Source organism: Rubrivivax sp. JA1055 (assembly GCF_020966565.1).
Classification (GTDB): Bacteria; Pseudomonadota; Gammaproteobacteria; order Burkholderiales; family Burkholderiaceae_C; genus Rubrivivax; species Rubrivivax benzoatilyticus.
Map to the genome: position 1 here is coordinate 89,619 of NZ_JAJKFP010000007.1, position 24,608 is coordinate 114,226.

At 73.3% G+C, this 24,608-nt stretch carries 27 protein-coding genes; 16 read left to right on the forward strand and 11 right to left on the reverse strand.

The window, feature by feature from the left end; genetic code table 11:
* Positions 1–74: 74 nt before the first annotated feature.
* The 3 genes from LOC65_RS16940 (at position 75) to LOC65_RS16950 (ending at position 1,728) form a co-directional block, all read left to right on the forward strand.
* Positions 75–770: a DUF433 domain-containing protein gene (locus LOC65_RS16940; RefSeq protein ID WP_230248379.1), complete on the forward strand. Its 696-nt coding sequence runs from the start codon at positions 75–77 to the stop codon at positions 768–770.
* Positions 771–776: 6 nt separating this feature from the next.
* On the forward strand, positions 777–1,217 hold the full coding sequence (locus LOC65_RS16945; protein ID WP_230248380.1) for a hypothetical protein: 441 nt from the start codon (positions 777–779) through the stop codon (positions 1,215–1,217).
* Between the two features lie 130 nt (positions 1,218–1,347).
* Positions 1,348–1,728, forward strand: coding sequence for a rhodanese-like domain-containing protein (locus LOC65_RS16950; RefSeq protein ID WP_009858427.1), 381 nt, complete (start codon positions 1,348–1,350; stop codon positions 1,726–1,728).
* On the opposite strand, the gene LOC65_RS16955 is transcribed toward LOC65_RS16950, so the two are convergent.
* On the reverse strand, positions 1,729–2,760 hold the full coding sequence (locus LOC65_RS16955; protein WP_230248381.1) for a YeiH family protein: 1,032 nt from the start codon (positions 2,758–2,760) through the stop codon (positions 1,729–1,731).
* A gap of 74 nt (positions 2,761–2,834) precedes the next feature.
* Between LOC65_RS16955 and LOC65_RS16960 the strand changes: the two genes are divergently transcribed.
* On the forward strand, positions 2,835–3,716 hold the full coding sequence (locus LOC65_RS16960) for a LysR substrate-binding domain-containing protein (RefSeq protein WP_230248382.1): 882 nt from the start codon (positions 2,835–2,837) through the stop codon (positions 3,714–3,716).
* Here the strand turns inward: LOC65_RS16960 and LOC65_RS16965 are convergent, their stop codons facing one another.
* From LOC65_RS16965 to cobA, 3 genes are read right to left on the reverse strand one after another with little or no spacing between them, the layout of a single operon-like run.
* The gene (locus tag LOC65_RS16965; RefSeq protein ID WP_230248383.1) at positions 3,717–4,895 is read right to left on the reverse strand and encodes a hypothetical protein; all 1,179 of its coding nucleotides are present in this window, start codon (positions 4,893–4,895) and stop codon (positions 3,717–3,719) included. It abuts the gene before it with no gap.
* A gap of 7 nt (positions 4,896–4,902) precedes the next feature.
* Positions 4,903–5,253 carry a metal-sulfur cluster assembly factor gene (locus LOC65_RS16970; protein ID WP_230248384.1) on the reverse strand — a complete coding sequence of 117 codons (351 nt, stop codon included), beginning with the start codon at positions 5,251–5,253 and terminating at the stop codon, positions 4,903–4,905.
* Positions 5,250–6,068 (reverse strand): uroporphyrinogen-III C-methyltransferase, encoded by an 819-nt coding sequence (gene cobA / locus LOC65_RS16975; RefSeq protein WP_009858432.1) that lies wholly within the window; start codon positions 6,066–6,068, stop codon positions 5,250–5,252. The genes LOC65_RS16970 and cobA overlap by 4 nt, the downstream gene beginning before the upstream one ends.
* A 194-nt stretch (positions 6,069–6,262) precedes the next feature.
* Between cobA and LOC65_RS16980 the strand changes: the two genes are divergently transcribed.
* The 10 genes from LOC65_RS16980 to LOC65_RS17025 all read left to right on the forward strand — a co-directional run bounded on the left by LOC65_RS16980 (position 6,263) and on the right by LOC65_RS17025 (position 15,214).
* Positions 6,263–8,008 carry a nitrite reductase gene (locus LOC65_RS16980; protein ID WP_164962998.1) on the forward strand — a complete coding sequence of 582 codons (1,746 nt, stop codon included), beginning with the start codon at positions 6,263–6,265 and terminating at the stop codon, positions 8,006–8,008.
* Between the two features lie 61 nt (positions 8,009–8,069).
* The gene (locus LOC65_RS16985) at positions 8,070–8,381 is read left to right on the forward strand and encodes a c-type cytochrome (RefSeq protein WP_164962997.1); all 312 of its coding nucleotides are present in this window, start codon (positions 8,070–8,072) and stop codon (positions 8,379–8,381) included.
* A 50-nt stretch (positions 8,382–8,431) separates the two neighbouring features.
* Positions 8,432–8,713: a cytochrome c gene (locus LOC65_RS16990; protein WP_050801786.1), complete on the forward strand. Its 282-nt coding sequence runs from the start codon at positions 8,432–8,434 to the stop codon at positions 8,711–8,713.
* The gene (locus LOC65_RS16995) at positions 8,713–9,900 is read left to right on the forward strand and encodes a cytochrome D1 domain-containing protein (RefSeq protein WP_230248750.1); all 1,188 of its coding nucleotides are present in this window, start codon (positions 8,713–8,715) and stop codon (positions 9,898–9,900) included. The genes LOC65_RS16990 and LOC65_RS16995 overlap by 1 nt, the downstream gene beginning before the upstream one ends.
* Before the next feature lie 2 nt (positions 9,901–9,902).
* A complete protein-coding gene (locus tag LOC65_RS17000) occupies positions 9,903–10,889 on the forward strand; it encodes an Lrp/AsnC family transcriptional regulator (protein WP_230248385.1) in 987 nt (328 codons plus the stop codon).
* Positions 10,876–11,370: an Lrp/AsnC family transcriptional regulator gene (locus tag LOC65_RS17005; RefSeq protein ID WP_230248386.1), complete on the forward strand. Its 495-nt coding sequence runs from the start codon at positions 10,876–10,878 to the stop codon at positions 11,368–11,370. The genes LOC65_RS17000 and LOC65_RS17005 overlap by 14 nt, the downstream gene beginning before the upstream one ends.
* Positions 11,360–11,833: an Lrp/AsnC family transcriptional regulator gene (locus LOC65_RS17010; RefSeq protein WP_230248387.1), complete on the forward strand. Its 474-nt coding sequence runs from the start codon at positions 11,360–11,362 to the stop codon at positions 11,831–11,833. Before LOC65_RS17005 ends, LOC65_RS17010 begins: the two co-directional genes overlap by 11 nt.
* A gap of 144 nt (positions 11,834–11,977) precedes the next feature.
* Entirely contained in the window at positions 11,978–13,198 is a 1,221-nt protein-coding gene (gene nirJ, locus LOC65_RS17015) for a heme d1 biosynthesis radical SAM protein NirJ (protein ID WP_230248388.1), read from the forward strand.
* A complete protein-coding gene (locus LOC65_RS17020; RefSeq protein ID WP_310736942.1) occupies positions 13,191–14,777 on the forward strand; it encodes a cytochrome D1 domain-containing protein in 1,587 nt (528 codons plus the stop codon). The genes nirJ and LOC65_RS17020 overlap by 8 nt, the downstream gene beginning before the upstream one ends.
* Before the next feature lie 128 nt (positions 14,778–14,905).
* The gene (locus LOC65_RS17025; protein ID WP_164962990.1) at positions 14,906–15,214 is read left to right on the forward strand and encodes a c-type cytochrome; all 309 of its coding nucleotides are present in this window, start codon (positions 14,906–14,908) and stop codon (positions 15,212–15,214) included.
* A gap of 39 nt (positions 15,215–15,253) precedes the next feature.
* Here the strand turns inward: LOC65_RS17025 and map are convergent, their stop codons facing one another.
* The 7 genes from map to LOC65_RS17060 all read right to left on the reverse strand — a co-directional run bounded on the left by map (position 15,254) and on the right by LOC65_RS17060 (position 22,512).
* Entirely contained in the window at positions 15,254–16,045 is a 792-nt protein-coding gene (map, locus tag LOC65_RS17030; protein WP_230248389.1) for a type I methionyl aminopeptidase, read from the reverse strand.
* Entirely contained in the window at positions 16,042–16,275 is a 234-nt protein-coding gene (locus tag LOC65_RS17035; protein ID WP_164962988.1) for a ParD-like family protein, read from the reverse strand. Before LOC65_RS17035 ends, map begins: the two co-directional genes overlap by 4 nt.
* Before the next feature lie 90 nt (positions 16,276–16,365).
* Positions 16,366–17,421 (reverse strand): enolase C-terminal domain-like protein, encoded by a 1,056-nt coding sequence (locus LOC65_RS19530; RefSeq protein WP_230248390.1) that lies wholly within the window; start codon positions 17,419–17,421, stop codon positions 16,366–16,368.
* Positions 17,422–17,476: 55 nt separating this feature from the next.
* Positions 17,477–18,244: an alpha/beta fold hydrolase gene (locus tag LOC65_RS17045; RefSeq protein ID WP_051141734.1), complete on the reverse strand. Its 768-nt coding sequence runs from the start codon at positions 18,242–18,244 to the stop codon at positions 17,477–17,479.
* Positions 18,241–20,043, reverse strand: a complete 1,803-nt coding sequence (menD, locus tag LOC65_RS17050) for a 2-succinyl-5-enolpyruvyl-6-hydroxy-3-cyclohexene-1-carboxylic-acid synthase (RefSeq protein WP_230248391.1) — start codon at positions 20,041–20,043, stop codon at positions 18,241–18,243. Before menD ends, LOC65_RS17045 begins: the two co-directional genes overlap by 4 nt.
* A gap of 67 nt (positions 20,044–20,110) precedes the next feature.
* Positions 20,111–21,394: an isochorismate synthase MenF gene (locus LOC65_RS17055; RefSeq protein WP_164962984.1), complete on the reverse strand. Its 1,284-nt coding sequence runs from the start codon at positions 21,392–21,394 to the stop codon at positions 20,111–20,113.
* 218 nt (positions 21,395–21,612) lie between these two features.
* Positions 21,613–22,512: a LysR family transcriptional regulator gene (locus LOC65_RS17060; RefSeq protein WP_009856777.1), complete on the reverse strand. Its 900-nt coding sequence runs from the start codon at positions 22,510–22,512 to the stop codon at positions 21,613–21,615.
* A gap of 138 nt (positions 22,513–22,650) precedes the next feature.
* On the opposite strand from LOC65_RS17060, the gene LOC65_RS17065 reads away from it, so the two are divergent.
* A complete protein-coding gene (locus LOC65_RS17065; protein ID WP_029719051.1) occupies positions 22,651–23,205 on the forward strand; it encodes a TRAP transporter small permease in 555 nt (184 codons plus the stop codon).
* Positions 23,206–23,215: 10 nt separating this feature from the next.
* The gene (locus tag LOC65_RS17070) at positions 23,216–24,496 is read left to right on the forward strand and encodes a TRAP transporter large permease (RefSeq protein WP_009856775.1); all 1,281 of its coding nucleotides are present in this window, start codon (positions 23,216–23,218) and stop codon (positions 24,494–24,496) included.
* Positions 24,497–24,608 lie beyond the last annotated feature (112 nt).

The following is a 24,608-nucleotide window of genomic DNA, read 5'->3' on the forward strand; positions in this document are numbered from 1 at the left end:
GGCCTGTTCTGCGGGGCGCCCTTCTTGGCGCGAGCCTCGCCCGGGCAGACAATCAGGTTTCGACCCGACCTTGCATGTCTGCCTTCGAAAAGACCGACCCCCGCCAGCAGGGCGCCTACACCCTGGCTGAAGCCGCGCGCTACCTCAAGCTTCCTCCGGCGACGCTGCGTGCCTGGACGGTCGGTCGCGACTATCCCGTTGCCGAGGGGCAGGGCAGATTCCGGGCCTTGATCGAGCCGGCGCGCAGCAAGCCGCCGCTGTTGTCGTTCTTCAACCTGATCGAAGCTCATGTGCTGCGTGCGCTGAGAACCGAGCACGGGGTGTCTTTGCGGGCCTTGCGCGACGCCATCGCCTACGCGGAGTGCAGGCTGAAAATCGAGCGTCTGCTGCTGAGCGAGGATCTGCGCACCCACGGTGGGCGGGTTTTGCTGGACCGCTACGGTGAGCTGATCGACCTGTCGGCGTCCGGCCAGATCGCCATCCGCAAGGCGCTCGAGGACCACCTCGCCCGCGTCGAGTGGGATCGATGGAAGTTCCCGGTCCGGCTGTATCCCTACCCGACGTCGACGTCGACGCTCGGCGGGCGCCGGCCGATCGCCATCGACGCGCATGTCGCATTCGGACGTCCCGTCCTGGTGACCGGCGGTGTTTCCACGCACGCCATTGCCGAGCGGCTGGATGCAGGAGAGTCGATCGATGAACTCGCTGCCGATTACGAGCTGACTCCGGCGGACATCGAGCAGGCCGCGCTTTACGAACGCGCTGCCTGACCGATCTTGAACGCCCCGTCGTCGGGTCGCGTCTTTTTCACCGACCGCGACCTGGGCAAGCAGTTTCCGGCGCGGCTGCGCGAAGCGGGGCTCCAAGTGGAGCGGCACGCCGACCACTTCGCCCCGGATACCGCCGACGAGGTCTGGCTGACTGAAGTCGGGCGCAGAGGCTGGATCGTGTTGACCCACGACGCACGCATCCGATACAAGCCCAACGAACTGGCTGCCGTGATGCATCACCGTGTGGCGATGTTGGTCGTGCAAGGGCGAGCGCCGTATCCCCAGCTGGCGCAGTGGTTCGTGCAGACGCTGTCGGGTGTCGAGACCTTCGTGGCGACGCATCGTCCACCGTATATCGCCAAAGTCCAGCGCCCCTCTCCGAAAGAACTTGCGCTGCGGCCTGACGCTCCCGGCCGCGTAGTGCCTTGGGTGCCTGCGCATCGCTGATCCGCCGGGTCGGGCCGGCGGTGTCGCTTCGACGCCGGCCTGGCCGAGCGGCGCGGTTCGACCGGGGGGCAATGCCGCATACCACGGCCGGTATAGTTCCCGATCATCCGACCGCTCCCGAGGACTCCCGATGAAGACCGCCCACGACCTCGTCGTCGCCGCCAAGGCGCGCATCCGCGAACTGCCGCCGGACCAGGCCGAGGCCGCCGTCGCGCAGGCCGACGTGCTGCTCGACGTGCGCGAGGCCGACGAGTACGCCGCCGGCCATCTGCCCGGGGCGCTGCACGTCTCGCGCGGCATGCTGGAGTTCAAGCTGAGCGCCACGCCGGCGCTGGCCGAGCGCGGCCAGAAGGTCGTGCTGTACTGCAAGAGCAGCGGCCGCGCGGCGCTGGCCGCGGTGGCGCTGCAGGAGATGGGCTACACCGACGTCGTGTCGATCGCCGGCGGTTACGACGCCTGGGTCGCGGCCGGCAAGCCGGTCGTGCGGCCCGAGGCGCCGGCCTTCGACTGATCAGCCGGCCAGCGCCGGCACGGCGAGGTTGATCGCCAGCCCGCCGACCGCCAGCCAGACCAGCAGCAGCGCCGCCAGCGCCAGCGGCCGCGCGCCGGCGCGGCGCAGCGCCGAGACGTGCGTCGTCAGCCCCAGTGCCGCCATCGCCATGGCCAGCAGCGCCGTGTCGACGGCCAGCAGCGCGTCGACGGCCGCCGGCGGCAGCGCCAGCAGCGGGTGCAGCAGCACGACGCCGACGAAGCCGAGCGCGAACCAGGGCACGGTGATGCGCCCCGTGCCGCCATCGCCGCTGCGTGCGTCCCAGGCCGACAGCAGCAGCAGGAAGGGCGCGAGCAGCATCACACGCGCCAGCTTGGCCACCACTGCGGCGTCGGCCGCGCTCTCGCCCGCCGGCCGCGCCGCGGCGACGACCTGCGCCACCTCGTGCAGCGTCGAGCCGACGTAGAGCCCGAAGCCCGCCGCGTCCAGCCCCAGCAGCGGGTAGGCCAGCGGGTAGGCGAACATCGCCAGCGTGCCGAAGACGACCACGGTGGACACCGCCACCGCCACCTCGTCGGCGCGGCCGCGCAGCACCGGCGCGCAGGCCATCACCGCGGCGGCGCCGCAGATCGAGCTGCCGGCGCCGATCAGCACCGTCGTGCGGTGGTCCAGGCCGAAGACGCGCCGCCCGAGCGTGTAGGCCAGCACGAAGGTCGTGCCGACCATCAGCAGGTCGATCACCAGCCCGCTGGCGCCCAGCGCGCCCAGGTCGGCCAGCCCCAGCCGCAGCCCGTAGAGCACGATGCCCCAGCGCAGCAGGCGCTGCTTCGCGAACTCGATGCCCGGCCCGGTGGCCGCATGCCGTGCCGCCGGCATGTGACCGACGGCGATGCCGAGCACGATGGCCAGCGTCAGCGCACCCAGGCCGTGGGCCGCGAAGCCCGGCACGGCGGCCAGCGCCGTGGCCGCGGCGGCGATGGCGCCGGCCAGCGCCAGCCCGGGCAGCCGCGCGCGCATCGAAGAGGAGGGGAGGGCGAACGACACGGCGCGCATCGTGCGTCCCGTCGCGTGATTAGAAAAACGAGTTGTTTGCGTATATTCGAGCGACTCAGCAACTCGATCGAACGATGCGTTTCACGCTGCGCCAACTGGAGGTGCTGCTCGCGGTGGCCGAATGCGGCAGCACCGCGGCCGCCGGCGAACGGGTGGCGCTGTCGCAGTCGGCGACCAGCGCCGCGCTCGGCGAACTGGAGTCGCTGCTGGGCACGCGGCTCTTCGACCGTGTCGGCCGCCGGCTGCTGCTCAACGAACGCGGCCGCGCCGTGCTGCCCGAGCTGCGCGAGGCGCTGGACCGTCTGCGCCGGCTGGAGCACCAGTTCAGCGGCGGCGAAGCCGGGCCGCCGCTGGCGCTGCGCCTGGGCGCCAGCCGCACCGTCGGCAACTACCTCGTGCCGCCGCTGCTGGCGCGGCTGCTGCGCCAGCGGCCCGACGCGCAGGTCACGCTGCAGATCGACAACACCCGCGCCATCGCCGCCGCCGCGGCTCGGCTGGAGCTCGACGTCGCGCTGGTCGAAGGCCATTGCAGCGAACCCGAGCTCAACGTCGAGCGCTGGTCCGAAGACCGGCTGCTGCTCGTCGCCGCGGCCGACGACCCGCTGGCCGCCCCCGGCCGGCGGCTGGACTGCGACGAGCTGCGCCAGGCCCGCTGGCTGCTGCGCGAGCCGGGCTCGGGCACACGCGAGGCCGTCGAGCAGGCGCTGCTGCCGCGGCTGGACCACTTCGCGCGCACGCTGCAGTTCGACACCAACGAGGCGCTGCTGCAGGGCGTGGCCGCCGGGCTGGGCATCAGCTGCCTCAGCGCGCTGGCCGTGGCCGACGCGCTGGCGCTGGGCCGCGTCCGGCTGCTGGACGGCGGGCTGCCGCCCATCGTGCGGCCGCTGTACCTCGTGCACCACCGGGCGCGCACGCCGTCGCCGGCGCTGCGCGAGTGGCTCGCGCCGCCGGACTGATCAGTGCGGCGCGTCGCCGCGGCGTGCGCGGGCGGCGGCCAGCGCCGCGGCCAGGCGCGCCTCGGCGTCGGCCGCGTCCACCGGCTTCGGCGGCGGCGCCTGGCGCGCCGCGCGCCGGGCGGCGACGATGGCGCTGACGACGATCGCCGCGAACAGCGCCACCGAGGCCGCGTTCAGCGCCGAGCCCAGCGCCTTCAGGCCGGCGTCTTCGGCGCCGCCGAACAGCCGCAGCGCCAGCGACGCCTGCAGCGCCACCACCGGCACGTAGAAACGTGCGCCGAAACGCAGCTTGACCTTGGCGACCGCCGGCAGGATCACTGGCGCGTGGCCCATCACCATGCTGAAGACGAAGCCCAGGCCCAGCGCGTGCAGCGCCATGTCGCGCCCGGGGCAGCCCAGCGCCGTGCCCATCCAGGCCAGCCCGCCGACCACCAGCCAGGCGTAGCCCGACAGCAGGCACAGCGCCATGTAGCGCGGCAGCCCCGGCGCGCGCACCGTGCGCCGCGCGACGTCGTAGAGCGCGAACCAGGCGCCCAGCGCGATCAGCGCCAGCCCGTAGACCACGCCGCCGGCCGCCGGCTGCCAGGCCGACAGCAGCGCGCCGGCCAGCAGTGCCGCGACGATGCCCAGCAGCGCCGGTTCGGCCGCCGGTTTGCGCGGCGCGAAACGCGTCATCTCCAGCCGCTCGGCGCCCACCGTCAGCACGAGGAAGACGAACCACCAGACCGGTGCGTCGGCGCCGCGGCCGGCGGCGAACAAGGCGTTGCCGGCCAGCCAGGCCCCCGCGGCCAGCGCCAGCAGCCGGGTGTGCGTCATCGCCTGGCGCTTGAGCAGCAGCGCGTGCACCGCGACGAACACCGCCGCGCCGGCCAGCGACAGCGCCGCCGCCAGCGCAGTGGCCCCGCCCAGCAGCGCCAGCGCCCCGGCGCCCGACAGCGCCGGTGCCGCGAAGGCCCAGCGCACCCGCGCCGCGACCGCGCGTTCGATGGCGATCACGGTGCCGAAGAAACCCGACAGCATCAGCGCCGCGTGGAACACCGCCGCGCGGCCGAAGACCGCCGCACCGGCATCCGTGGCCAGCAGCGTCTCGCCGACACCCACACGCAGCAGCCCGCCGATCACCGCCGAGACGAGCACGGTGACGACGGCGGTGGCGACCAGCGGGCGCAGGTACTTCATCGCGGCCTCACCAACCCATGAACTGGCGCGCCGACGGACTCATGCGCTCCGGCGTCCACTCCGGCGTCCAGGTCAGCTCCAGGTCCACCGCCCAGCCGGCCGGCAGCACCTGCATCAGCTCGCTCTCGACGTCGTCGGCGATCGAGTCGGCCAGCGGGCAGGCGGCCGAGGTCGTGGTCAGCAGGATCGCGGCGATGCGGTCTTGCAGCCGCACGCCGTAGACCAGGCCGACGTCGACGATGGTCAGTGCGATCTCCGGGTCGACGACCCGCGCCAGCGCCTCGAGCACCGGCTCGCGCCACTCGGGCGGGCCCTCGTAGGGGATGCGGGCGAAGGCCGCGGCACGGCTCTCGTTCATGCGCAGGCCTCCAGTTCGGTGATCTCGCGCCGGCGCTGCGCCAGCAGCGGGCGCAGGCCGACGACGCTGCCGATGACGATCAGCGCCGGCGTGCGCACCTTCTGCCGTGCCGCCAGCACCGGCAGCGTCGTCACGGTGCCGGTGAGGCAGCGTTCGTCGGGCAGCGTCGCGCGTTCGACGATCGCCGCCGGCGTGTCGGCCGCCAGCCCGTGCGCGACGAGTTCGCGGCAGATGATCGGCAGCGTGCCGACACCCATGTAGATCACCAGCGTCTGCCGCGGCCGCGCCAGCGCTTGCCAGTCCAGGTCGACGGCGTTGCGGTCGGCGCGCAGATGGCCGGTGGCGAAGACCAGCGCCCCGGCGTGGTCGCGGTGCGTCAGCGGGATGCCGGCACTGGCGCCGGCGCCTTGCGCGGCGCTCAGCCCCGGGATGACGCTGAACGGCACGCCGGCTTCGGCCAGCGCGATCGCCTCCTCGCCTCCGCGGCCGAAGATGTAGCCGTCGCCGCCCTTCAGCCGCACCAGCGAGCGCCCGCTGCGCGCCAGGCGCAGCATCAGCTCGATGATCTGCTCCTGCGGCAGCGCGTGCCGCGAAGCCTGCTTGCCGACGTACAGCCGTTCGGCCGTGGGCGGCGCCAGCGCCAGGATCTCCTCGCTGACCAGCGCGTCGTAGAGCAGCAGCGACGCGCGCTGCAGCGCCTTCGCGCCCTTGAGGGTCAGCAGCTCCGGGTCGCCCGGGCCGGCGCCCAGCAGCGTCACGTGCCCGTAGCGCGACGGGTCTGCCAGCAGGTACGGCGCCTCAGGGAATGCAGTCATGCCGAGCTCCTTGCCGGTGTGTCGCGATGTGGGGCCATTGTCGAAATGCGGTGGCGGGAGCGTCCTTGAACCAGTTTAAGGACGCCCCGGCGGCCGCTGCGGACCATGCGTTCCACGGAAGCGGCACGGCCGCGCCCGCGTCACGCCGCCGGTCTTCCTGCCGGTCGCGACCTGCTGAGAAAGAAGGAGAGAACATGATCCGCAAGACCTCGGTCGCAGGCGCCGCCGCGCTGGCGGCCCTGCTGGCGTCCGCCGGCGCGATGGCCCAGGGCGCGGCGTCCGCCGCCGCCGACACCCACGGCACGATGCCGCCGGCGCAGCAGAGCTACCAGGGCGCCCCGTCGCCGCTGGCCCACGAGCCGATGCACCAGAGCACGAACCCCAAGGCCCCGGCGATGACCGAGGCCGAGTTCGAGCTCGGCCGCAAGACGTACTTCGAGCGCTGCGCCGGCTGCCACGGCGTGCTGCGCAAGGGCGCCACCGGCAAGCCGCTGACGCCGGACATCACGCTGGCCAAGGGCACCGACTACCTGAAGGTGTTCATCTCCTACGGCAGCCCCGCCGGCATGCCGAACTGGCTGACCTCGGGCGAGCTCGACGAGAAGACCGTCGACATCATGGCCCGCTACATCCAGCAGGAGCCGCCGCAGCCGCCGGAGTTCGGCCTCGCGCAGATGAAGCAGACCTGGAAGGTGCTCGTCCCGCCCGAGAAGCGGCCGACGCGCAAGATGAACAAGTTCAACATCGACAACATCTTCTCGACGACGCTGCGCGACGCCGGCGAGATCGCGCTGATCGACGGCGACAGCAAGCAGATCATCAGCGTCATCAAGACCGGCTACGCGGTGCACATCTCGCGCACCTCGGCCTCGGGCCGCTACCTGTTCGTCATCGGCCGCGACGCCAAGATCAACATGATCGACATGTGGATGGAGCACCCGGAGACGGTGGCCGAGATCCGCGTCGGCCTGGAGGCGCGTTCGGTCGAGACCTCCAAGTACAAGGGCTACGAGGACAAGCTGGCCGTGGCCGGCACCTACTGGCCGCCGCAGTTCACGATCATGGACGGCGACACGCTGGAGCCGAAGAAGATCGTCGCCACGCGTGGCATGGTCGTCGGCACGCAGGAGTACCACCCGGAGCCGCGTGTCGCGTCGATCGTCGCGTCGCACTACAAGCCGGAGTTCATCGTCAACGTCAAGGAGACGGGCAAGACCTTGATGGTCGACTACTCCAACCTCGACGCGCTGAAGATGACCGAGATCGGCTCGGCGCCCTTCCTGCACGACGGCGGCTGGGACGCCAGCAAACGCTACTTCATGGTGGCGGCCAACCAGAGCAACAAGATCACCGTCATCGACGCCAAGCAAGGCAAGCTGGCGGCCATCGTCGACGTCGGCAAGATCCCGCACCCGGGCCGCGGCGCCAACTTCGTGCACCCGACCTTCGGCCCCGTCTGGGCCACCGGCCACCTGGGCGACGAGACGATCTCGCTGATCGGCACCGACCCGGTCAAGCACAAGCCCTACGCCTTCAAGGAAGTCGCCAAGCTCACCGGCCAGGGTGGCGGCTCGCTGTTCCTGAAGAGCCATCCGAAGTCGCAGCACCTGTACGTCGACACGCCGCTGAACCCCGACCCGGCGCTGTCGCAGTCGGTCGCGGTCTACGACGTGAAGAACCTCGACAAGGGCTTCACCGTGCTGCCGATCGCGCAGTGGGCGGGCCTGGGCGACGACGGCGCCAAGCGGGTCGTGCAGCCGGAGTTCAACAAGGCCGGTGACGAGGTCTGGTTCTCGGTCTGGTCGGCCAAGAACAAGCAGAGCGCGCTGGTCGTCGTCGACGACAAGACGCTGAAGCTGAAGGCCGTCATCAAGGACCCGCGGCTGATCACGCCCACGGGCCACTTCAACATCTTCAACACCCAGCACGACATCTATTGATGTCGCGCACCGGGGGCGGCACCGGCGCCGCTCCCGGCCTCCCCGCCCCGAAAGGACTCCCATGAAGAAGACCCTGCTGGTCGCGCTCGGCCTCGCCTTCGTCTCCGCCGGTGCGCTGGCCGCACCCGAGGACGCGCTCACCAAGGCCGCGTGCATGGCCTGCCATACCAAGGACAAGAAGCTCGTCGGCCCGTCGTTCAAGGACATCGCGACGAAGTACAAGGGCCAGGACGTCAGTGCCAAGCTCTTCGACAAGGTGCGCAAGGGCGGCTCGGGCAGCTTCGGCCCGATCCCGATGTCGCCCAACCCGCCCGAGAAGATCTCCGACGCCGACCTCAAGGAGGTCATCGCGTGGATCCTCAAGCAAGGCTGAGGCTGCGCCGGTGGGCGGCCGTCGTGCTGACGACGGCGGCCACCACCGCCATGGCCGCCGACCCCGCACCCGAGCGCCAGCAGCAGCTGGTGCGGGTGGTGCGGCAGGACTGCGGCTCGTGCCACGGCATGCGGCTCGGCGGCGGTCTCGGCCCCGCGCTGACGCCGCAGGCGCTGGCCGACAAACCCGTCGACGGCCTGGCCGCGACGATCTTCCACGGACGCCCCGGCACGCCGATGCCGCCCTGGCGCGCGATGCTCGACGAGGGCGAGGCGCGCTGGATCGCCGAACGGCTGCTCACGGGCTTCCCCGAACTGCCCGCCTCCCGATGATGAAACGCCGCGACCTGCTCGCCGCGCTCGCGCTGCCGCCGCTGGCCGCGCTGCTGCCCGGCTGTGCCCAGACCCCCGCCTTGCGCGGCACCGGTGACCTCGGCCTCGTCGTCGAACGTGCCGCCGGTTCCGTCGTCGTCGTCGACACCAGCGCGCGCGCCGTGCTCGGCCGCGTCGGCGGCCTGGGCGACCTGTCGCACGCCTCGGCGGTGTTCTCGCGCGACGGCCGCTACGCCTACGTCTTCGGCCGCGACGGCGGCCTCAGCAAGGTCGACCTGCTGGAGCGCCGCATCGCCGGCCGCGTGATGCAGGCCGGCAACTCGATCGGCGGCGCGATCAGCGCCGACGGCACGCTGGTCGCGGCGCAGAACTACACGCCCGGCGGCATCAAGGTCTTCGACGCCGCGACGCTGGCGCTCGTGGCCGACGTGCCGGCGGAATACGCGCCCGGCCAGCGCTCGCGCGTCGTCGGCCTCGTCGACCTGCCGGGCCGGCGTTTCGCCTACAGCCTGTTCGACGCCGACGCGATCTGGATCACCGACTGCAGCGACGCCGCGGCGCCGAAGACGACCCAGCTCGCCGGCATCGGCCGCCAGCCCTACGACGCGCTGGTCACGCCCGACGGCCGCCACTACGTCGCCGGCCTGTTCGGCGAGGACGGCCTGGCGCTCGTCGACCTCTGGGCCGAGCCGCTGCGCGCGCGCAAGGTGCTGTCGGGCTACGGCCGCGGCCAGGCGCCGCTGCCGGTCTACAAGATGCCGCATCTGCGCGGCTGGGCCGTCGCCGGGCGGCGCGCCTACCTGCCGGCCATCGGCCGCCACGAGGTGCTGGTCGTCGACACCGAGAGCTGGCAGGAAGTCGGCCGCATCGCGGTCGCCGGCCAGCCGGTGTTCGTGATGGCGCGGCCCGACGGCCGCCAGGTCTGGGTCAACTTCGCCGTGCCCGACTACGACCGCGTGCAGGTCATCGACACGCTGACGCAGCAGGTCGTGCAGACCTTCTCGCCCGGCAAGGCGGTGCTGCACCTGGAGTTCACGCCGCGTGGCGACGCGGTCTGGATCAGCAGCCGCGACGACCACCGCGTCAGCATCGTCGACACCACGCGTTTCACGACGCTGGCGACGCTGGCCGTCGACTCGCCCAGCGGCATCTTCTTCACCTCGCGCGCCCACCGGGTCGGGTTCTAGGCATGGACGGCACCGACCTGCTCAACCGCTGGCAGCAGCGCTTCCCGCTGGAGCGCACGCCGTTCGCGGCGATCGCCGCGACCACCGGCCGCCCGGCGCCCGAGGTGCTGGCGGCGTTCCGCGACGCGTTGCGCCGCGGCGCGCTGTCGCGCATCGGCGGCGTCTTCGGCCCCGGTGCCGGCGGTGCCGGGCTGCTGGTCGCGATGGCCGTGCCGCCGGCGCGGCTGGACGCGGTGGCGGCGCTCGTCTCGGCCGAGCCGCAGGTCAACCACAACTACGAGCGCGAGCACACGCTGAACCTGTGGTTCGTCGTCAACGCCGGCGACGCCGGCGCGGTCGAGGCCGTCGTCGCGCGGCTGGAACACGCCAGCGGCCTGCCGGCGCTGCGCCTGCCGCTGCTGCGGCCCTACCGCATCGACCTCGGTTTCGACCTGCGCGCGCGCACCGCGCCCGAGGCGATGGCGCCGCAGCGCCGCGCGCCGGCGGTGCCGGCCGCCGACCGGCCGCTGGCCGCGCTGGTCGAACAAGGCCTGCCGCTGGTGGCGCGGCCTTACGACCTCTGGGCGCGTGAACTCGGCTGCGAGCCCGAGGCCGTGCTCGCGACGCTGGGCGGCTGGCTGATCGACGGCACCTTGAAACGTTTCGGCGCCATCGTGCGCCACCACGAACTCGGTTTCGCCGCCAACGCGATGGCCGTCTTCGACGTGCCCGACGCCGAGGTCGACACGCGCGGCGAAGCGCTGGCACAGGTGCCCGGCGTCACGCTGGCCTACCGCCGCGCGCGTGTCGAAGGCTGGCCCTTCAACCTGTACGGCATGGTGCACGGCCGCGACCGCGAGGCGGTGCACGCCGTGCTCGAGCGCGCTGCCGTGGCCGCCGGGCTGCAGCACGTCCCGCGTTCGGTGCTGTTCTCGTGCCGGCGCTTCAAGCAGACCGGTGCCTCGCGTTTCGGCGCCCCCGTCCAGGAGTCCGCCCATGCTCACGCCTGAGGACCTGCGGCTGATCGACCGCCTGCACGGCGGCCTGCCGCTCAGCGACCGGCCGTTCGCCGACCTGGCCGCCGAACTCGGCTGCAGCGAGTACACGCTGATCGAACGGGTGCACGGCTGGCTGACGGCCGGCGTGCTGACCCGTTTCGGCCCGCTGTTCCAGATCGAACGTGCCGGCGGGCGTTTCGTGCTCGCCGCGATCGCCGTGCCCGAGGAGCGTTTCGACGCCGTCGCCGCGATCGTCAACGCACGGCCCGAGGTGGCGCACAACTACCGCCGCGAGCACGCGCTGAACATGTGGTTCGTCGTCGCCGCCGAGACGCCGGCCGCGGCCGACGCCGCGATCGCACGCATCGAGGCCGAGACCGGCCTGCCGGTGCTCGCCTTCCCGAAGGAGCGCGAGTACTTCGTCGAGCTGCGCTTGCCGCTGGCCGATGCCGCCGCGGCGCTGGAAACCGAGGAGGCCGACGATGCCGCTTGACGCCTTCGACCGCGAGCTGATCGCCGCCACGCAAGGCGGGCTGCCGCTGGTGCCGCGGCCTTACGAAGCCGTCGGGGCGATGCTCGGCGTGCCGGGCGAACGTGTGCGCGAGCGCCTGGCGCAGATGCTCGAGCAAGGTCTGGTGCGCCGCATCGGCGCCGTGCCCAACCACTACCGGCTCGGCTTCACCGCCAACGGCATGAGCGTCTGGGACGTCGCCGACGAGCAGGTCGACGCGCTCGGCGAACGCATCGGCGCGCTGGCCGGCGTCAGCCACTGCTACCGCCGCCCGCGCCACCTGCCGGCCTGGCCCTACAACCTGTTCGCGATGCTGCACGGCCGCAGCCGCGCCGAAGTCGAGGCCCAGGCCCGCGAGGTCGAAACGCTGCTCGGCAGCGCCTGCCGCGGCCACGACATCCTTTACTCCATCGCGATCCTCAAGAAGACCGGGTTGCGGATATGAGCTCCGACGCCTCGCGCCGCTCTGCCTTGCCCCCTCTCCCGCGTGCGGGAGAGGGCCGGGGTGAGGGTGTTGGTGCGCCGCGAGCCCTCACCCCCACCCTCTCCCGCAGGCGGGAGAGGGAGCAATCGAGAAGGCCCTAACACCATGTTCCGCATCAGCCAGTACCTGCGTGAACTCGATGCCGCCGTCCGCACCGGCGCCTGGCCGGCGGTGCGCACGCCGCGCCCCTCGGGGCCGGTCGTCATCTGGAACCTGATCCGGCGCTGCAACCTTACCTGCAAACACTGCTACGCGCTGTCGGCCGACCACGACTACGCCGGCGAGCTGAGCAAGGCCGAGGTCGGCACGGTGATGGACGACCTGAAGGCTTATCAGGTGCCGGTGCTGATCCTCTCCGGCGGCGAGCCGCTGATGCGCCCGGACCTGTTCGAGATCGCCGAGCGCGCCAAGGCGATGCGCTTCTACACCGGCCTGTCGACCAACGGCACGCTGATCGACGCCCACTGCGCCGACCGCATCGCCGCCACCGGCTTCGACTACGTCGGCATCAGCCTGGACGGGCTCAAAGCCACGCACGACAAGTTCCGCCGCCTGGACGGCGCCTTCGACCGCAGCCTGGCCGCGGTGCGCCTGCTGCGTGCACGCGGCGTCAAGGTCGGCCTGCGTTTCACGATGACGGCGCTGAACCAGCAGGACCTGCCGGCGCTGCTGGCGCTGATGCGCGAGGAGCAGGTCGACAAGTTCTACTTCTCGCACCTGAACTACGCCGGCCGCGGCAACATCCACCGCGGCAAGGACTCGCAGTTCGCCGCCACGCGCCAGGCGATGGCGCTGCTGTTCGAACGCGCCTGGCAGAGCGTTCAGGAAGGCCGCGACGAGGACTACGTCACCGGCAACAACGACGCCGACGGCCCGTTCCTGCTGCAGTGGGTGGCGGCGCGCTGGCCCGAGTGGGCCGACGCGCTGCGCGAGCGCCTGGTCGCCTGGGGCGGCAACTCCAGCGGCGTCAACGTCGCCAACATCGACAACCTCGGCAACGTGCACCCCGACACGATGTGGTGGCACCACACGCTGGGCAACGTGCGCGAGCGGCCGTTCTCGGCGATCTGGAGCGACACCAGCGACCCGCTGATGGCCGGCCTGAAGGCCCACCCGCGCCCGGTCGGCGGCCGCTGCGCCGGCTGCCGCCACTTCGCGATCTGCGGCGGCAACACGCGTGTGCGTGCCCAGCAGCTCACCGGCGACGCCTGGGCCGAAGACCCGGGCTGCTATCTCGACGACGAGGAGATCGGCCTGGCCGCCGGTGCCGACGCGGCGCGCGTCGCGCTGGCGCCCTTCGGCCGTCGGGAGAACGAACATGCGTAAGCGCACGCTGAAGCTGGTGCTGGCCGCGGCCGTCGTCTGGGTCGGCTGGGACGTCGCGCTGGCACAGCCGGTGGCCGAACCGGCCGCCCCCGCGCTGTACACGACGCACTGCGCCGCCTGTCACGGCGCCCAGCGCACCGGCGGCATGGGCCCGGCGCTGCTGCCCGAGAGCCTGGAGCGCCTGCGCCCGGCCGAAGCGCGCAAGGTCATCGCCCAGGGCCGCCCGGCGACGCAGATGGCGGGTTTTGCCGCCACGCTGAGCGCCGCCGAGATCGACGCGCTGGCCGCCTGGGTCTACCAGCCGGTGAACCCGGCGCCGGCCTGGAGCGAGGCCGACATCCGCGCCTCGCGCGAAGAGACGCCGGGTGCCGCGAAGCTGCCGGCCAAGCCGGTGTGGCGCGCCGACCCGATGAACCTCTTCGTCGTCGTCGAAGGTGGCGACCACCACGTCTCGCTGGTCGACGGCGACCGCTTCGAGGTGATCCACCGCTTCGCCAGCCGCTACGCGCTGCACGGCGGGCCGAAGTTCACGCCCGACGGGCGCTACGTCTATTTCGGCAGCCGCGACGGCTGGATCACGAAGTACGACCTCTGGAACCTGACGGTGGTCGCCGAGGTGCGTGCCGGGCTCAACATGCGCAACATCGCCGTCAGCGGCGACGGCCGCTGGGTGATGGCGGCCAACTACCTGCCGCGCACCGTCGCGCTGTTCGACGCCGACCTGAAGCTCGTGAAGACGATCGCCGCGCAGACGCTGGACGGCAAGCAGGCGTCACGGGTCTCGGCCGTGTACGACGCCGCGCCGCGCAAGAGCTTCGTCGTCGCGATGAAGGACATCCCCGAGGTCTGGGAGATCAGCTACGACCCGAAGGCCGAGCCCATCCACGACGGCCTGGTGCACGACTACAAGATGGGCGAGGCGATCGCCACGCCGGGCTTCCAGAACCCGCGCCGCACCGTGCTCGACGAGCCGCTGGACGACTTCTTCTTCGACCAGGGCTACCGCCACCTGCTCGGCGCGACGCGGCCCACGGCCGACGGGCAGGGCGCCAGCGCGCAGGTCGTCAACCTCGACATCCGGCGCAAGGTGGCCGACCTGCCGATCGCCGGCATGCCGCACTTGGGCTCGGGCATCACCTTCGCGTGGAACGACACGACGGTGCTCGCCAGCCCCAACCTCAAGGGTGGCGCGATCGACGTCATCGACATGAAGACCTGGAAGCCGGTGAAGACCATTCCGACGCCGGGCCCGGGCTTCTTCATGCGCAGCCACGAGGCCACGCCCTATGCCTGGGCCGATTCGATGATGAGCCCGACGGCCAAGGACACGCTGACGCTGATCGACAAGGCGACGCTGACCCCGGTGGCGACGATCCGCGAGCCCGGCAAGACGCTGGCGCACATCGAGTTCACCAAGGACGGCCGCTACGCGCTGGCCAGCGTCTGGGAGCTGGACGGCGCGCTCGTCGTCTACGACGCGAAGACGCTGAAGGAAGTGAAGCGCCTGCCGATGAGCAAGCCGGTCGGCAAGTACAACGTCTGGAACAAGATCACGCGCTCGGAGGGCACTTCGCACTGAGCCGGCTGCGCAGGCCGGCCTGTTCTTGATCAAAGCCAAGCCGTCTAGACTGAATACGATAAGCGTTCCCATTTGCATCGAGCCCGTCGGGCGAGCAGACGCCGCGGGCCGGAACAGGAACCTTCCAGATGATCAAGCCCCTGCTGGCCGCACTCGGCCTCGCCCTCCTGTCCGCCGGCGCCCAGGCCGCGCCCGAGGACATCGTCAAGAAGTCCGGCTGCCTGATGTGCCACCAGGTCGACAAGAAGGTCGTCGGCCCGTCCTACAAGGAGATCGCGGCCAAGTACAAGGGCAAGAAGGTCGAGGCCCAGCTCTTCGACAAGGTGCGCAAGGGCGGCGGCGGCGTCTGGGGGCCGGTGCCGATGATTCCGCACACGCCGCAGCAGATTTCCGACGCCGACCTGAAGACCGTCATCGCCTGGGTGCTCAAGCAGTGAGGTCGGGCGCGGCGCGCCGCTCGGGCGGCGCGTTCGTGTCTAGACCGGCGCGTAGCCGCCCAGGCCGTCGGGCCAGGGTGTCAGCACCTCGCAGCCGTCGCGCGTGACGGCCACCATGTGCTCCCACTGCGCCGACAGCGAGCCGTCGCGCGTGACGACGGTCCAGCCGTCGCCGGCGTCGCGGATCGCGGCGCTGCCGGCGTTGAGCATCGGCTCGATCGTGAAGATCATGCCCTCGGCCAGCCGCAGCCCCTGGCCGCGCTGGCCGTAGTGCGCGACGTGCGGCTCGCCGTGGTAGACGGTGCCGATGCCGTGGCCGCCGTACTCGCGCACGACGCCGAAACCTTCGCGCCGCGCGACGGTCTGGATCGCGTGGCCGACGTCACCCAGCGTCGCGCCCGGGCGCACGCGGCGGATGCCGGCGCGCATCGCCTCGTAGGTCGTGTCCACCAGCCGGCGCGCCAGCGGCGAGACCTCGCCGACGCAGTACATGCGGCTGCAGTCGCCGTACCAGCCGTCGTGGATGACGGCGACGTCGATGTTGACGATGTCGCCATCCTTCAGCACCGTGTCCGGCGACGGGATGCCGTGGCAGACGACCTCGTTCACCGAGGCGCAGACCGTCTTCGGGAAGCCGTGGTAGCCGACGTTGGCCGGCACCGCCTTCAGCGTGCCGACGATGTGGTCGTGGCACAGCGTGTCGAGTTCCTCGGTGCTGACGCCGGCACGCACGTGCGGCGCGATCATCGCCAGCACCGACGCGGCCATCTGGCCGGCGGCGCGTGCCTTCGCGACCTCCGTCGGGTTGCGGCGCGGGATCGGGCCCCTCATTGCACCCTCGCTTCGGGTGCCGCAGCCACCCGGGCCAGATCCAGCCCGCCGGCCAGCTCGGCGCGCACCAGCATCCGGCACAGCTCGCCGTGCGGCAGATCGGGGTGCAGCTCGGCGAGCATGCCGATGCGCATCCAGTGTTCGGCCTGCGCGTTGATCGAGCGCGACAGCGCGCCGGCGGCGATGCGCAGGCTCTCGTGCATCGGCTCGGAGATTTTGACGATTCCCATGCAGCCAGTATACGAAACGTATACGTTTCATCGCTTGGGGTCAGGTCTCGCGTCTTTCCTGTCCCGGCGGCGCTTGCCACCCCGGCCGCCCTAGAGCAGGCCCGTGCCGTCGCGCACGGGCAGCTCCGGCAGGTCGGGCCAGGCCCGGCCGAGCCCGGCGTGCGGCGCCAGGCCGCAGGGCAGCGGCGGCACCGGCAGCGCCTGCGCCAGCGCGCAGGCCGCGGCGAAGCCGGTGTCGCCGTCGAAGGCGTGCGTGACGATCAGGCCGATGCCGGCCGCGGCCGCCGCGTCGGCCAGCGTCAGGCAGCGTGCCAGGCCCAGCAGCGCCGGCTTGAGCACCCAGGCGGCGGGCCGGCGCGCGGGCGGCAGCGCCAGCAGCGCGGCCACGCGCGCCGGGTCGGCCAGCGACTCGTCGGCGGCCCAGGGCAGCGGCAGCGGCGGCGGGATGCCCCGGCAGGGCTCCTCGACCAGCTCGACGCCGTGCTGCGCCAGCGCCGCCAGCCGGGCCGGCGCGTCGGCCGAGGCCAGCGCGCCGTTGGCGTCCAGCCGCAGCGCCACCGCGCCGGGGCCGGCGGCGGCGTCGGCTGCGGCGCGCACTGCGGCCAGCCGCCGGTCTTCGTCGGCGTTGCCGCGGCCGGGGATCGTGATCTTCAGCTTCAGCACGCGGTGGCCTCGCGCCGCGGCGGCCGCGGCGACGGCTGGCGCGCGTTCGTCGTCGGGCAGCAGTACGCTGACCGGCACCGGCTGCAGCGCACGGCCGCCGGCCAGCCATTCGGCGGCGCTGCGGCCTTCGGCCTGCGACGCGGCGTCCAGCAGCGCGCATTCCAGCGCGAAGCGGGCCGACGGCGTGCGCGCCAGCCTGGCCGCGTGCGGCGCCAGCGCGGCGTCCAGCCGAGCCGCCGGCGTGCCAGCGGCCGGCAGCGCGAGCTCGCTGCCGGCGAGTGCGGCCAGCGTGTCCTCGACGCTGTCGGCGTCGTCGGGGCTGAACCCCGCCAGCGGCAGCGCCTCGCCGTGGCCGGCCAGCGCGCCGGCCGTCAGCGCGACGCGCAGCGCGACACGCGGCCGCGCCGTGCCGCGCACGACGACCGTGCCGCAGCCGACGCGCTGCGGGGCGCCCAGCGTCAGCCGCAGCGGGGCGGCGCTCACCTTGGCACCCTCCGGCTTGCGGCCGGTTCTGCCAGACGGGCCAGAGCCCCGGCGCTCATGCCGCCAGCCTCGCCAGCGCCGCGGCCACGGCCTGCGGCGCCTCCAGCAGCAGGTTGTGGCCGGCGCCGGCCACACGCTCGTGCGTGACCTGCGGTGGCCGTGCCAGCCCGGCGGCCAGCGTGTCGAAGCGTGGGTCTTCGGCGCCGGTCAGCCAGTGCAGCCGCTGCCCGGTCGTGGCGACCGCGGCACGGTAGTCGGGCATGCACGCCAGCCCCGCGACCTCGAAGGCCCAGGTCAGCCCTTCGGCGTCGTGCGCCAGCCGGGCGGCACGCTGGGCCGCCTGCGCCTCGGCCGGCAGCGCCTGCTGGCTGGCGAACAGCGGCATCGCCTCCCAGGCGTCGACGAAGGCCGCGAGGCCGTCGCGCCGCAGCGCGGCGGCACGCGCCGCGTCCTGCGCCGCACGTTCGGCGCGTTCGGCCTCGCCGGCCAGGCCGACATGGCCGCCGACGAGCAGCACCGCGCGCACCCGGCCGGGCCGCGCCAGCGCCGCGCCCAGCGCCAGCCGCGCGCCCATCGAATAACCGGCCAGCAGCGCGCCGGCCGGCAGCGTGGCGGCGATCGTGTCCACCGCCTCGGCCCAGGTGGCCGGCGTGGCCGCCGCCGGCCCGTGGCCGGGCAGCCAGGGGCACCAGGCCTCGCCGTGGGACGGCAGCGCGGCGAGCACGCCGTCCCAGGCGCCGGGGTGGCCGAGAAAGCCGTGCAGCAGCACCAGCGGCGGCCCGTCGCCGCGTGCGGCGTGGCGGGTGCCGGGGCCGGCGTTCACGACATCGCCACCGCGGCGGCGCCGGCGTCGGCCATCGCCGCCAGCAGCGCGGCGCGCGTGGCGCTGCCGCCGTCGGCGACACGGGCCTCGATCAGCACCGGCCGGTCGGCGGCCAGCGCCGCGGCCAGCGCGTCGCGCAGCGCGGCCGGCGTGGCCACGCGTGCGTAGCCCAGGTCCCAGGTGGCGGCCAGGCCCTCGAACCCGCGGCCGTGGCCGGCGACGAACAGCGTGTCGCAGTCGTCGGCCAGCGCCGGGTCGCGTCCGATCGGCAGGCGCTCGAAGATCCGCCCGCCGTCGTTGTGCACCGCGACGATGGCCAGCGGCCCGCGCACCGCGGCCGCCGCGGCCAGGCCGCCGGCGTCGTGCAGCAGCGAGACGTCGCCCAGCAGCAGCGCCAGCGGGCCGTCGAGCACGCGCCGGGCGCCGGCGGCGCCGGCCACCAGCCCGTCGATGCCGGCGGCGCCGCGCTGGTGCAGCACGGCCAGCGGCTGCCCATCGGGGCGCAGGTCGTGGTCGAGGTCGCGCACCGGGTTGCTGTTGCCGACCATCAGCGTCGCGCCGGCCGGCAGCGCGGCGCGCAGCAGCGCCGGGATCTGGTGCTCGTGCAGCGGGCCGTCGTCGCCGCCGTCGGCCGCGTCCTCGCGGGCCGCCCAGGCCCCGGCCTCGGCGAACTGCCAGCGCTGGGTGTAGAAGCTCGCGGCCTGCTGCCCGGCCGCCGTGCGGGGCTCGGCCTCCAGCCGCTCGGCGGCGGCATCCAGCAGCGCGGCCACCGGGCCGAGCAGCATCGCCGCGGCACCGCCGGCCGGGTCGGCCGGGCGTTCGCCGGGCAGCACGATGCGCTCGGGCGCGTCGGCCCCCGACACCAGCGCCAGCCACTGCGCCGACACCGCCGGCGCGCCGATCTCCAGCGCCAGCGCCGGCGCCAGCGCCGCGCGCACCGGGCGCGAGCGCAGCAGCGCGTCGAAGGCCCCCAGGCAGCGCGGCAGCACCGTGTCGGGCAGGCCGAACCGCAGCTGGCTCGTCGCCTCGGCCAGCAGCACGTAGCCGCTGGCGGCGACGAAACGCGCCACCGCGCGGCGCAGCGCCGGCGCGTCGGGCGCGGGCAGCGGGCCGGCGACGATGACACCCTGCGGCGTGGCGCGCACCCGCTCGACGAGCAGCGCCACCGCCTCGGGCGAGGGCTGCGCCGCCGGCGGCAGCAGGCGCGGCGCGCCGTCGCGTGACAGGCGCTCGACCAGCGGCCGCCAGGGTTCGTCGCCCGGGCCGGGCTGCGGCTCCAGCGGCTTGCGGAACCGCGCGTTGACGTGCACCGCGCCGGCCAGCGGGTACTGCGTGGCCAGCACCGCCTGCGCGGCGATGCGCGGCACGGCGCGCAGCGCGGCCGGGTGCTCGTCGGGCACGCCCAGGTCGTAGAAGGCGCGCACGTGGCGGCCGAAGAGATGCTGCTGGTCCACCGTCTGCGAGGCCTGCGCGTCCTGCACCTCCCAGGGCCGGTCGGCGCTGAGCAGCAGCAGCGGGATGCCGGCTTCACGCGCTTCCATCGCCGCCGGCAGCCAGTGGCCGGGCGCGGTGCCGCTGGTGGCCAGCACCACCGCCGGGCGGCCGCTGGCGCGGGCCTGGCCGAGCGCGAAGAAGGCCGCCGCGCGTTCGTCGTGCAGCAGCGTGTGCGGCAGCGTGCGCGCCAGCGCCAGCGCCAGCGGCGTCGAGCGCGAACCGGGGCTGATGACGGCGTGGCCCACGCCCGCGGCGCGCAGCGCGCCGGCGAACAGCCGGGCCCAGGCGGTGTGCAGGTCGCTCATCGGGGCACCCCCGGTCCTGCGGCCGGCCCCGCCCCGCGGGAACGCGCCCCGGACAAGCCTTGCGGACTCATGCCGCGACGAAGGCGCGCCAGGCGTCGAGCACGCTGCCTTGTTTGGCGCATGTCTCGGCGAGTTCGCGGTCGCCGTCGGAGCCCTCGACGATGCCGGCGCCGGCCGGCAGCACGGCCAGCCGGCCGCTGAGCACCGCGCCGCGCAGGCCGACGACGGCGTGCGCCGTGCCGTCGGCCGACAGGCGCAGCACCGGCCCGGCGTACAGGCCGCGCGGCTGGCCTTCCAGCGATGCCAGCAGCTGTGCCGCACGTGCGGTGGGCAGGCCGCAGACCGCCGGCGTCGGGTGCAGCGCGTGCACCAGCGCCAGCGCGTCGGTGTCGGCGCTGAGCGTGGCCTCGATCGGGGTGTGCAGGTGGGCCAGGCCGCGTGTGCGGCGCAGGCCGGGCGGGCGCGTCGGCGGCAGCGCCTGCACCCAGGGCGCGATGGCGGCGCGCACCGCGTCGACGACGACGGCGTGTTCGTGGCGCTCCTTGGCGTCGGCGTGCAGCTCGTCGGCCTGCGCCTCGGGGCGGGTGCCGGCCAGCGCCTCGGTGCGCAGCGTGCGGCCGTCCAGGCGCAGCAGCGTCTCGGGTGTCGCGCCCAGCCAGGCCTTGCCGCCGCGGCACCAGGCGTAGCGCACGGCGCCGCTCTGGTGTGCCGACAGCCGGCGCAGCACCGCCGCGGCGGTGGGCGTGCCGTCGAACGCGATGCTGGCGCGGCGCGCCAGCACCACCTTGACCAGCTCGCCGGCGCGGATGCGCGCCACCGCGTCGCCGACGGCGGCGGTGTACTGCCGCGCCGCGGCGCGGTCCTCGAAGGTCTCGAAGCCCGGCAGCGGCACGGCCTCGGCCGCCGGCAGCGCCGCCAGCTCGCGCGCGACCGAGGTCAGCCGGGCGCGCAGCGTGTCGGCCTCGGCGGCCGGCAGCGTCAGGCGCAGCCAGGCGCGGCCGCCGCGCTGCACCACCAGGCGCTCGGGCAGCACCACGCCGCCGGGCAGCAGGCCGGCCCACAGCGCGTCGGGATGCTCGCGTGCCGAGAACGGCAGCACGCCCAGCGCGGTGGGCGGCGGGGCGTCGGGGCTGACGTCGGCCAGCCCGGCCCACAGCGCGTGCGCGTCACCCGGCTTGCCGGTGAGCCAGCGCACCGCGCCCATGCCGACCCAGGACTCGCCGTTGGGCGCCAGGAACGCCGCCGTCGGCTCGCCGCCCGCGGCGAGCAGGCGCTCGGGCGGCAGCGGTGCGATCTCCAGCGCGGCGCTGCACAGACGCAGCGGGTGGCCGGGGGGCAGGGCGAGGTTCATCGGGTTCGAGACGGACGGGCGGATCGGACTCGACGGGACGATACACGGTGACCCGGGGCCGGCCCAGGCTTGTGACTAGACCTATGTCAAGAGGCGTGACGAGATCACGCCGAGCCTGCCTCCTGCGTGACGCAGTCGCCTCGAGGCGGGCGGCCGGTGTCTCGGCGCGAGCCGGCGCTGCCGGGCCTCGGCTCCCACGCGCGGCGTCCACACCCGCTTCAGTCGAGCCAGAAGTCCTCGCCCGCCGCCGCGACCTGCTCGTCCAGGAACTCGACCACACGCCGCACGCGGGCCAGCTCGTGCGTGTCCTCGTGCGTCACGCACCAGTAGCTGCGCACCAGGCGCACCTTGTCCGCCAGCACCTGCACCAGGCCCGGCTGCTGGCGCGCCATGAAGTGCGGCAGCACGCCCAGGCCCGCGCCGCCGGCCAGCGCCATCATCTGGCTGATGACGTTGGAGATGCGCAGCTGCGGCACCAGGCCGCGCTGCACCTGGGGCAGATAGTCCAGCTCCTCGGTCCACATCAGCTCCTCGACGTAGCCGATCCAGCGGTGGCTGGTGAGGTCCTCGCGCTGGCGGATGGCCCGCCGGCCCTGCAGGTACTGCGGGCTGGCGTACAGGCCCAGCGCGTAGTCCACCAGCTTGTGCGCGTAGACCCGGCCCTGGGCCGGGCGCGTCATCGTGATCGCGAGGTCGGCCTCGCGCTTGGACAGGCTGAAGCTGCGCGGCATGGCCACCAGCTCCAGTTCGAGCTGCGGGTGGCGCGTGGCCAGCGTGGCCAGGCGCGGCCCGAGGAAGTAGGTGCCGAAACCCTCCGGCGAGCCCACGCGCACGCTGCCCGAGAGCTGCTGGCCGGCGTCCGCCAGGCGCCCCGTCAGGCGCAGCGCCATCGCCTCCATGGCCTCGGCATCGGGCAGCAGCCGCTCGCCCTCGGGCGTGGGCACGAAGCCGGCCGGGCGGCGGTCGAACAGCGGCGTGCCCAGCGCCGCCTCCAGGCCGCTGATGCGCCGGCTCAGCGTGCTGTGGTCCACGCCCAGCTGCCGTGCGGCGACCGTCAGGCGCCCGGTGCGGGCCATCGCCAGAAAGGCGCGCAGGTCGTTCCAGTCGAAGTCGGGCATGCGAGTTTCTGCACAACCGGTGTGCTGATTTGCAGGTTTTTTTGCAGGAATGCCGATGCTATCGTGGCCTCGCCCCGTCCACACCGGCCGGGGCCGGCACCCGCAGAGGTGACCGACGAGACAAGATCGGAGACAGACATGGCTTTCTGGATACGCAGGGGCATGCGGGTGCTCGACCTCGCCTGCGCCACGCTGCTGGCACTGATGGTGGTGCTGGTCTTCGGCAACGTGGTGATGCGCTACGGCTTCGACGCCAGCATCACCGTGTCGGAGGAGCTGGCCCGCTGGGCCTTCGTCTGGATGACGATGCTCGGTGCGGTGGTGGCCGTCGAGAACCGGGGCCACCTGGGCAGCAACCTGCTGGTCGAGCGCCTGGGCCCCGGCGCGCGCCGGGCCTGCCTGCTGCTCAGCCAGGCCCTGATGATCGGCATCACCGCGATGCTCCTGGTGGGCAGCTGGCAGCAGGCGGCGATCAACTGGCCGGTGCGCGCGCCGGTCAGCGGCCTGTCGATGGCCTGGTTCTACGGCGCCGGCGTGGTCTTCGGCGTGCTCGTGCTGGGGCTGCTGCTGCGCCAGGCTCTGCGCACCCTCACCGGCGTCGGCGACGAAGAGCTGGCGCCGCTGCAGGAGTCCGAGGACGTGGCCCAGATCCAGGATCTGCACCTGGACCGCAGCGCCGCCTGGCGCCACTGAGGAGCAGGCCATGACCGTGTTTCTCTTCGTCGGCTCGCTGCTGGCCGTGATGGCCCTGGGCACGCCCATCGCCTACGCGCTGCTGGCCAGCGGCGTGGCGCTGATGTGGCAGCTCGACCTGTTCGACGCCCAGATCCTGGCGCAGAACGTCATCAACGGCGCCGACAGCTTCCCGCTGCTGGCCGTGCCCTTCTTCATGCTGGCCGGCGAGATCATGAACGTCGGCGGGCTGTCGCGCCGCATCGTCAACCTCGCGCTGGCGCTGGTGGGCCACCGCCGCGGCGGCCTGGGTTTCGTGACCATCGTCGCCGCCTGCCTGATGGCCGCGCTGTCGGGCTCGGCGGTGGCCGACACCGCGGCGCTGGCCACGCTGCTGCTGCCGATGATGGTGCGCGCCGGCCACGACCGGGCGCGCGCCGGCGGCCTCATCGCCTCGGCGGGCATCATCGCGCCGGTCATCCCGCCGTCCATCGGCTTCATCGTCTTCGGCGTCGCGGCCAACGTGTCGGTGGGCAAGCTCTTCCTCGCCGGCATCGTGCCCGGCCTGATGATGGGCCTGGCGCTGGCGCTGACCTGGGGCTGGATCTCGCGCCGCGAGGCGGTGCAGCCGCCGCCGCCGGCCTCCGCGGCCGAACGCTGGAAGGCGCTGCGCGAGTCGACCTGGGCCCTGGCGCTGCCGGTGATCGTCGTGGTGGGCCTGCGCATGGGCGTGTTCACGCCCACCGAGGCGGCCGTGGTGGCGGCGGTCTACGCGCTGGCGGTGTCCACGCTGGTCTACCGCGAGCTGCGCTGGCAGCAGCTGACCGAGGTCTTCGTCAGCGCCTCGCGCACCACGGCGGTGATCATGTTCCTGGTCGCGGCGGCGATGGTCAGCGCCTGGCTGATCACGGTGGCCGACGTGCCCAGCCAGGTGGTGAGCCTGCTCGAGCCGCTGCTGGACAGCCCGACGCTGCTGCTGCTGGCCATCATGGCGCTGGTGATGCTGGTGGGCATGGCGATGGACATGACGCCCACCATCCTGATCATGACCCCGGTGCTGATGCCGCTGGTGAAGGCCGCGGGCATCGACCCGGTCTACTTCGGCGTGCTGTTCATCATGAACAACGCCATCGGCCTGATCACGCCGCCGGTGGGCACCGTGCTCAACGTGGTGGCCGGCGTCGGCCGCATGAACATCACCGAGGTCACGCGCGGCGTCCTGCCGTTCATGGCCGCGCAGACGGCCGTGATGTTCCTGCTCGTCTTCTTCCCGCAACTGGTCCTGGTGCCGCTGCGCTGGCTCCACGGCTGACAGGCCGTGAACGAGCCCGCCACACCCGCCCGGCGCCGCCGGGCGAGTGGCCCGCACACGCGCGGCTCGTTCACCGTTTCGACTGCTTCCGACAGAGAGCCGGCAGGCCGGC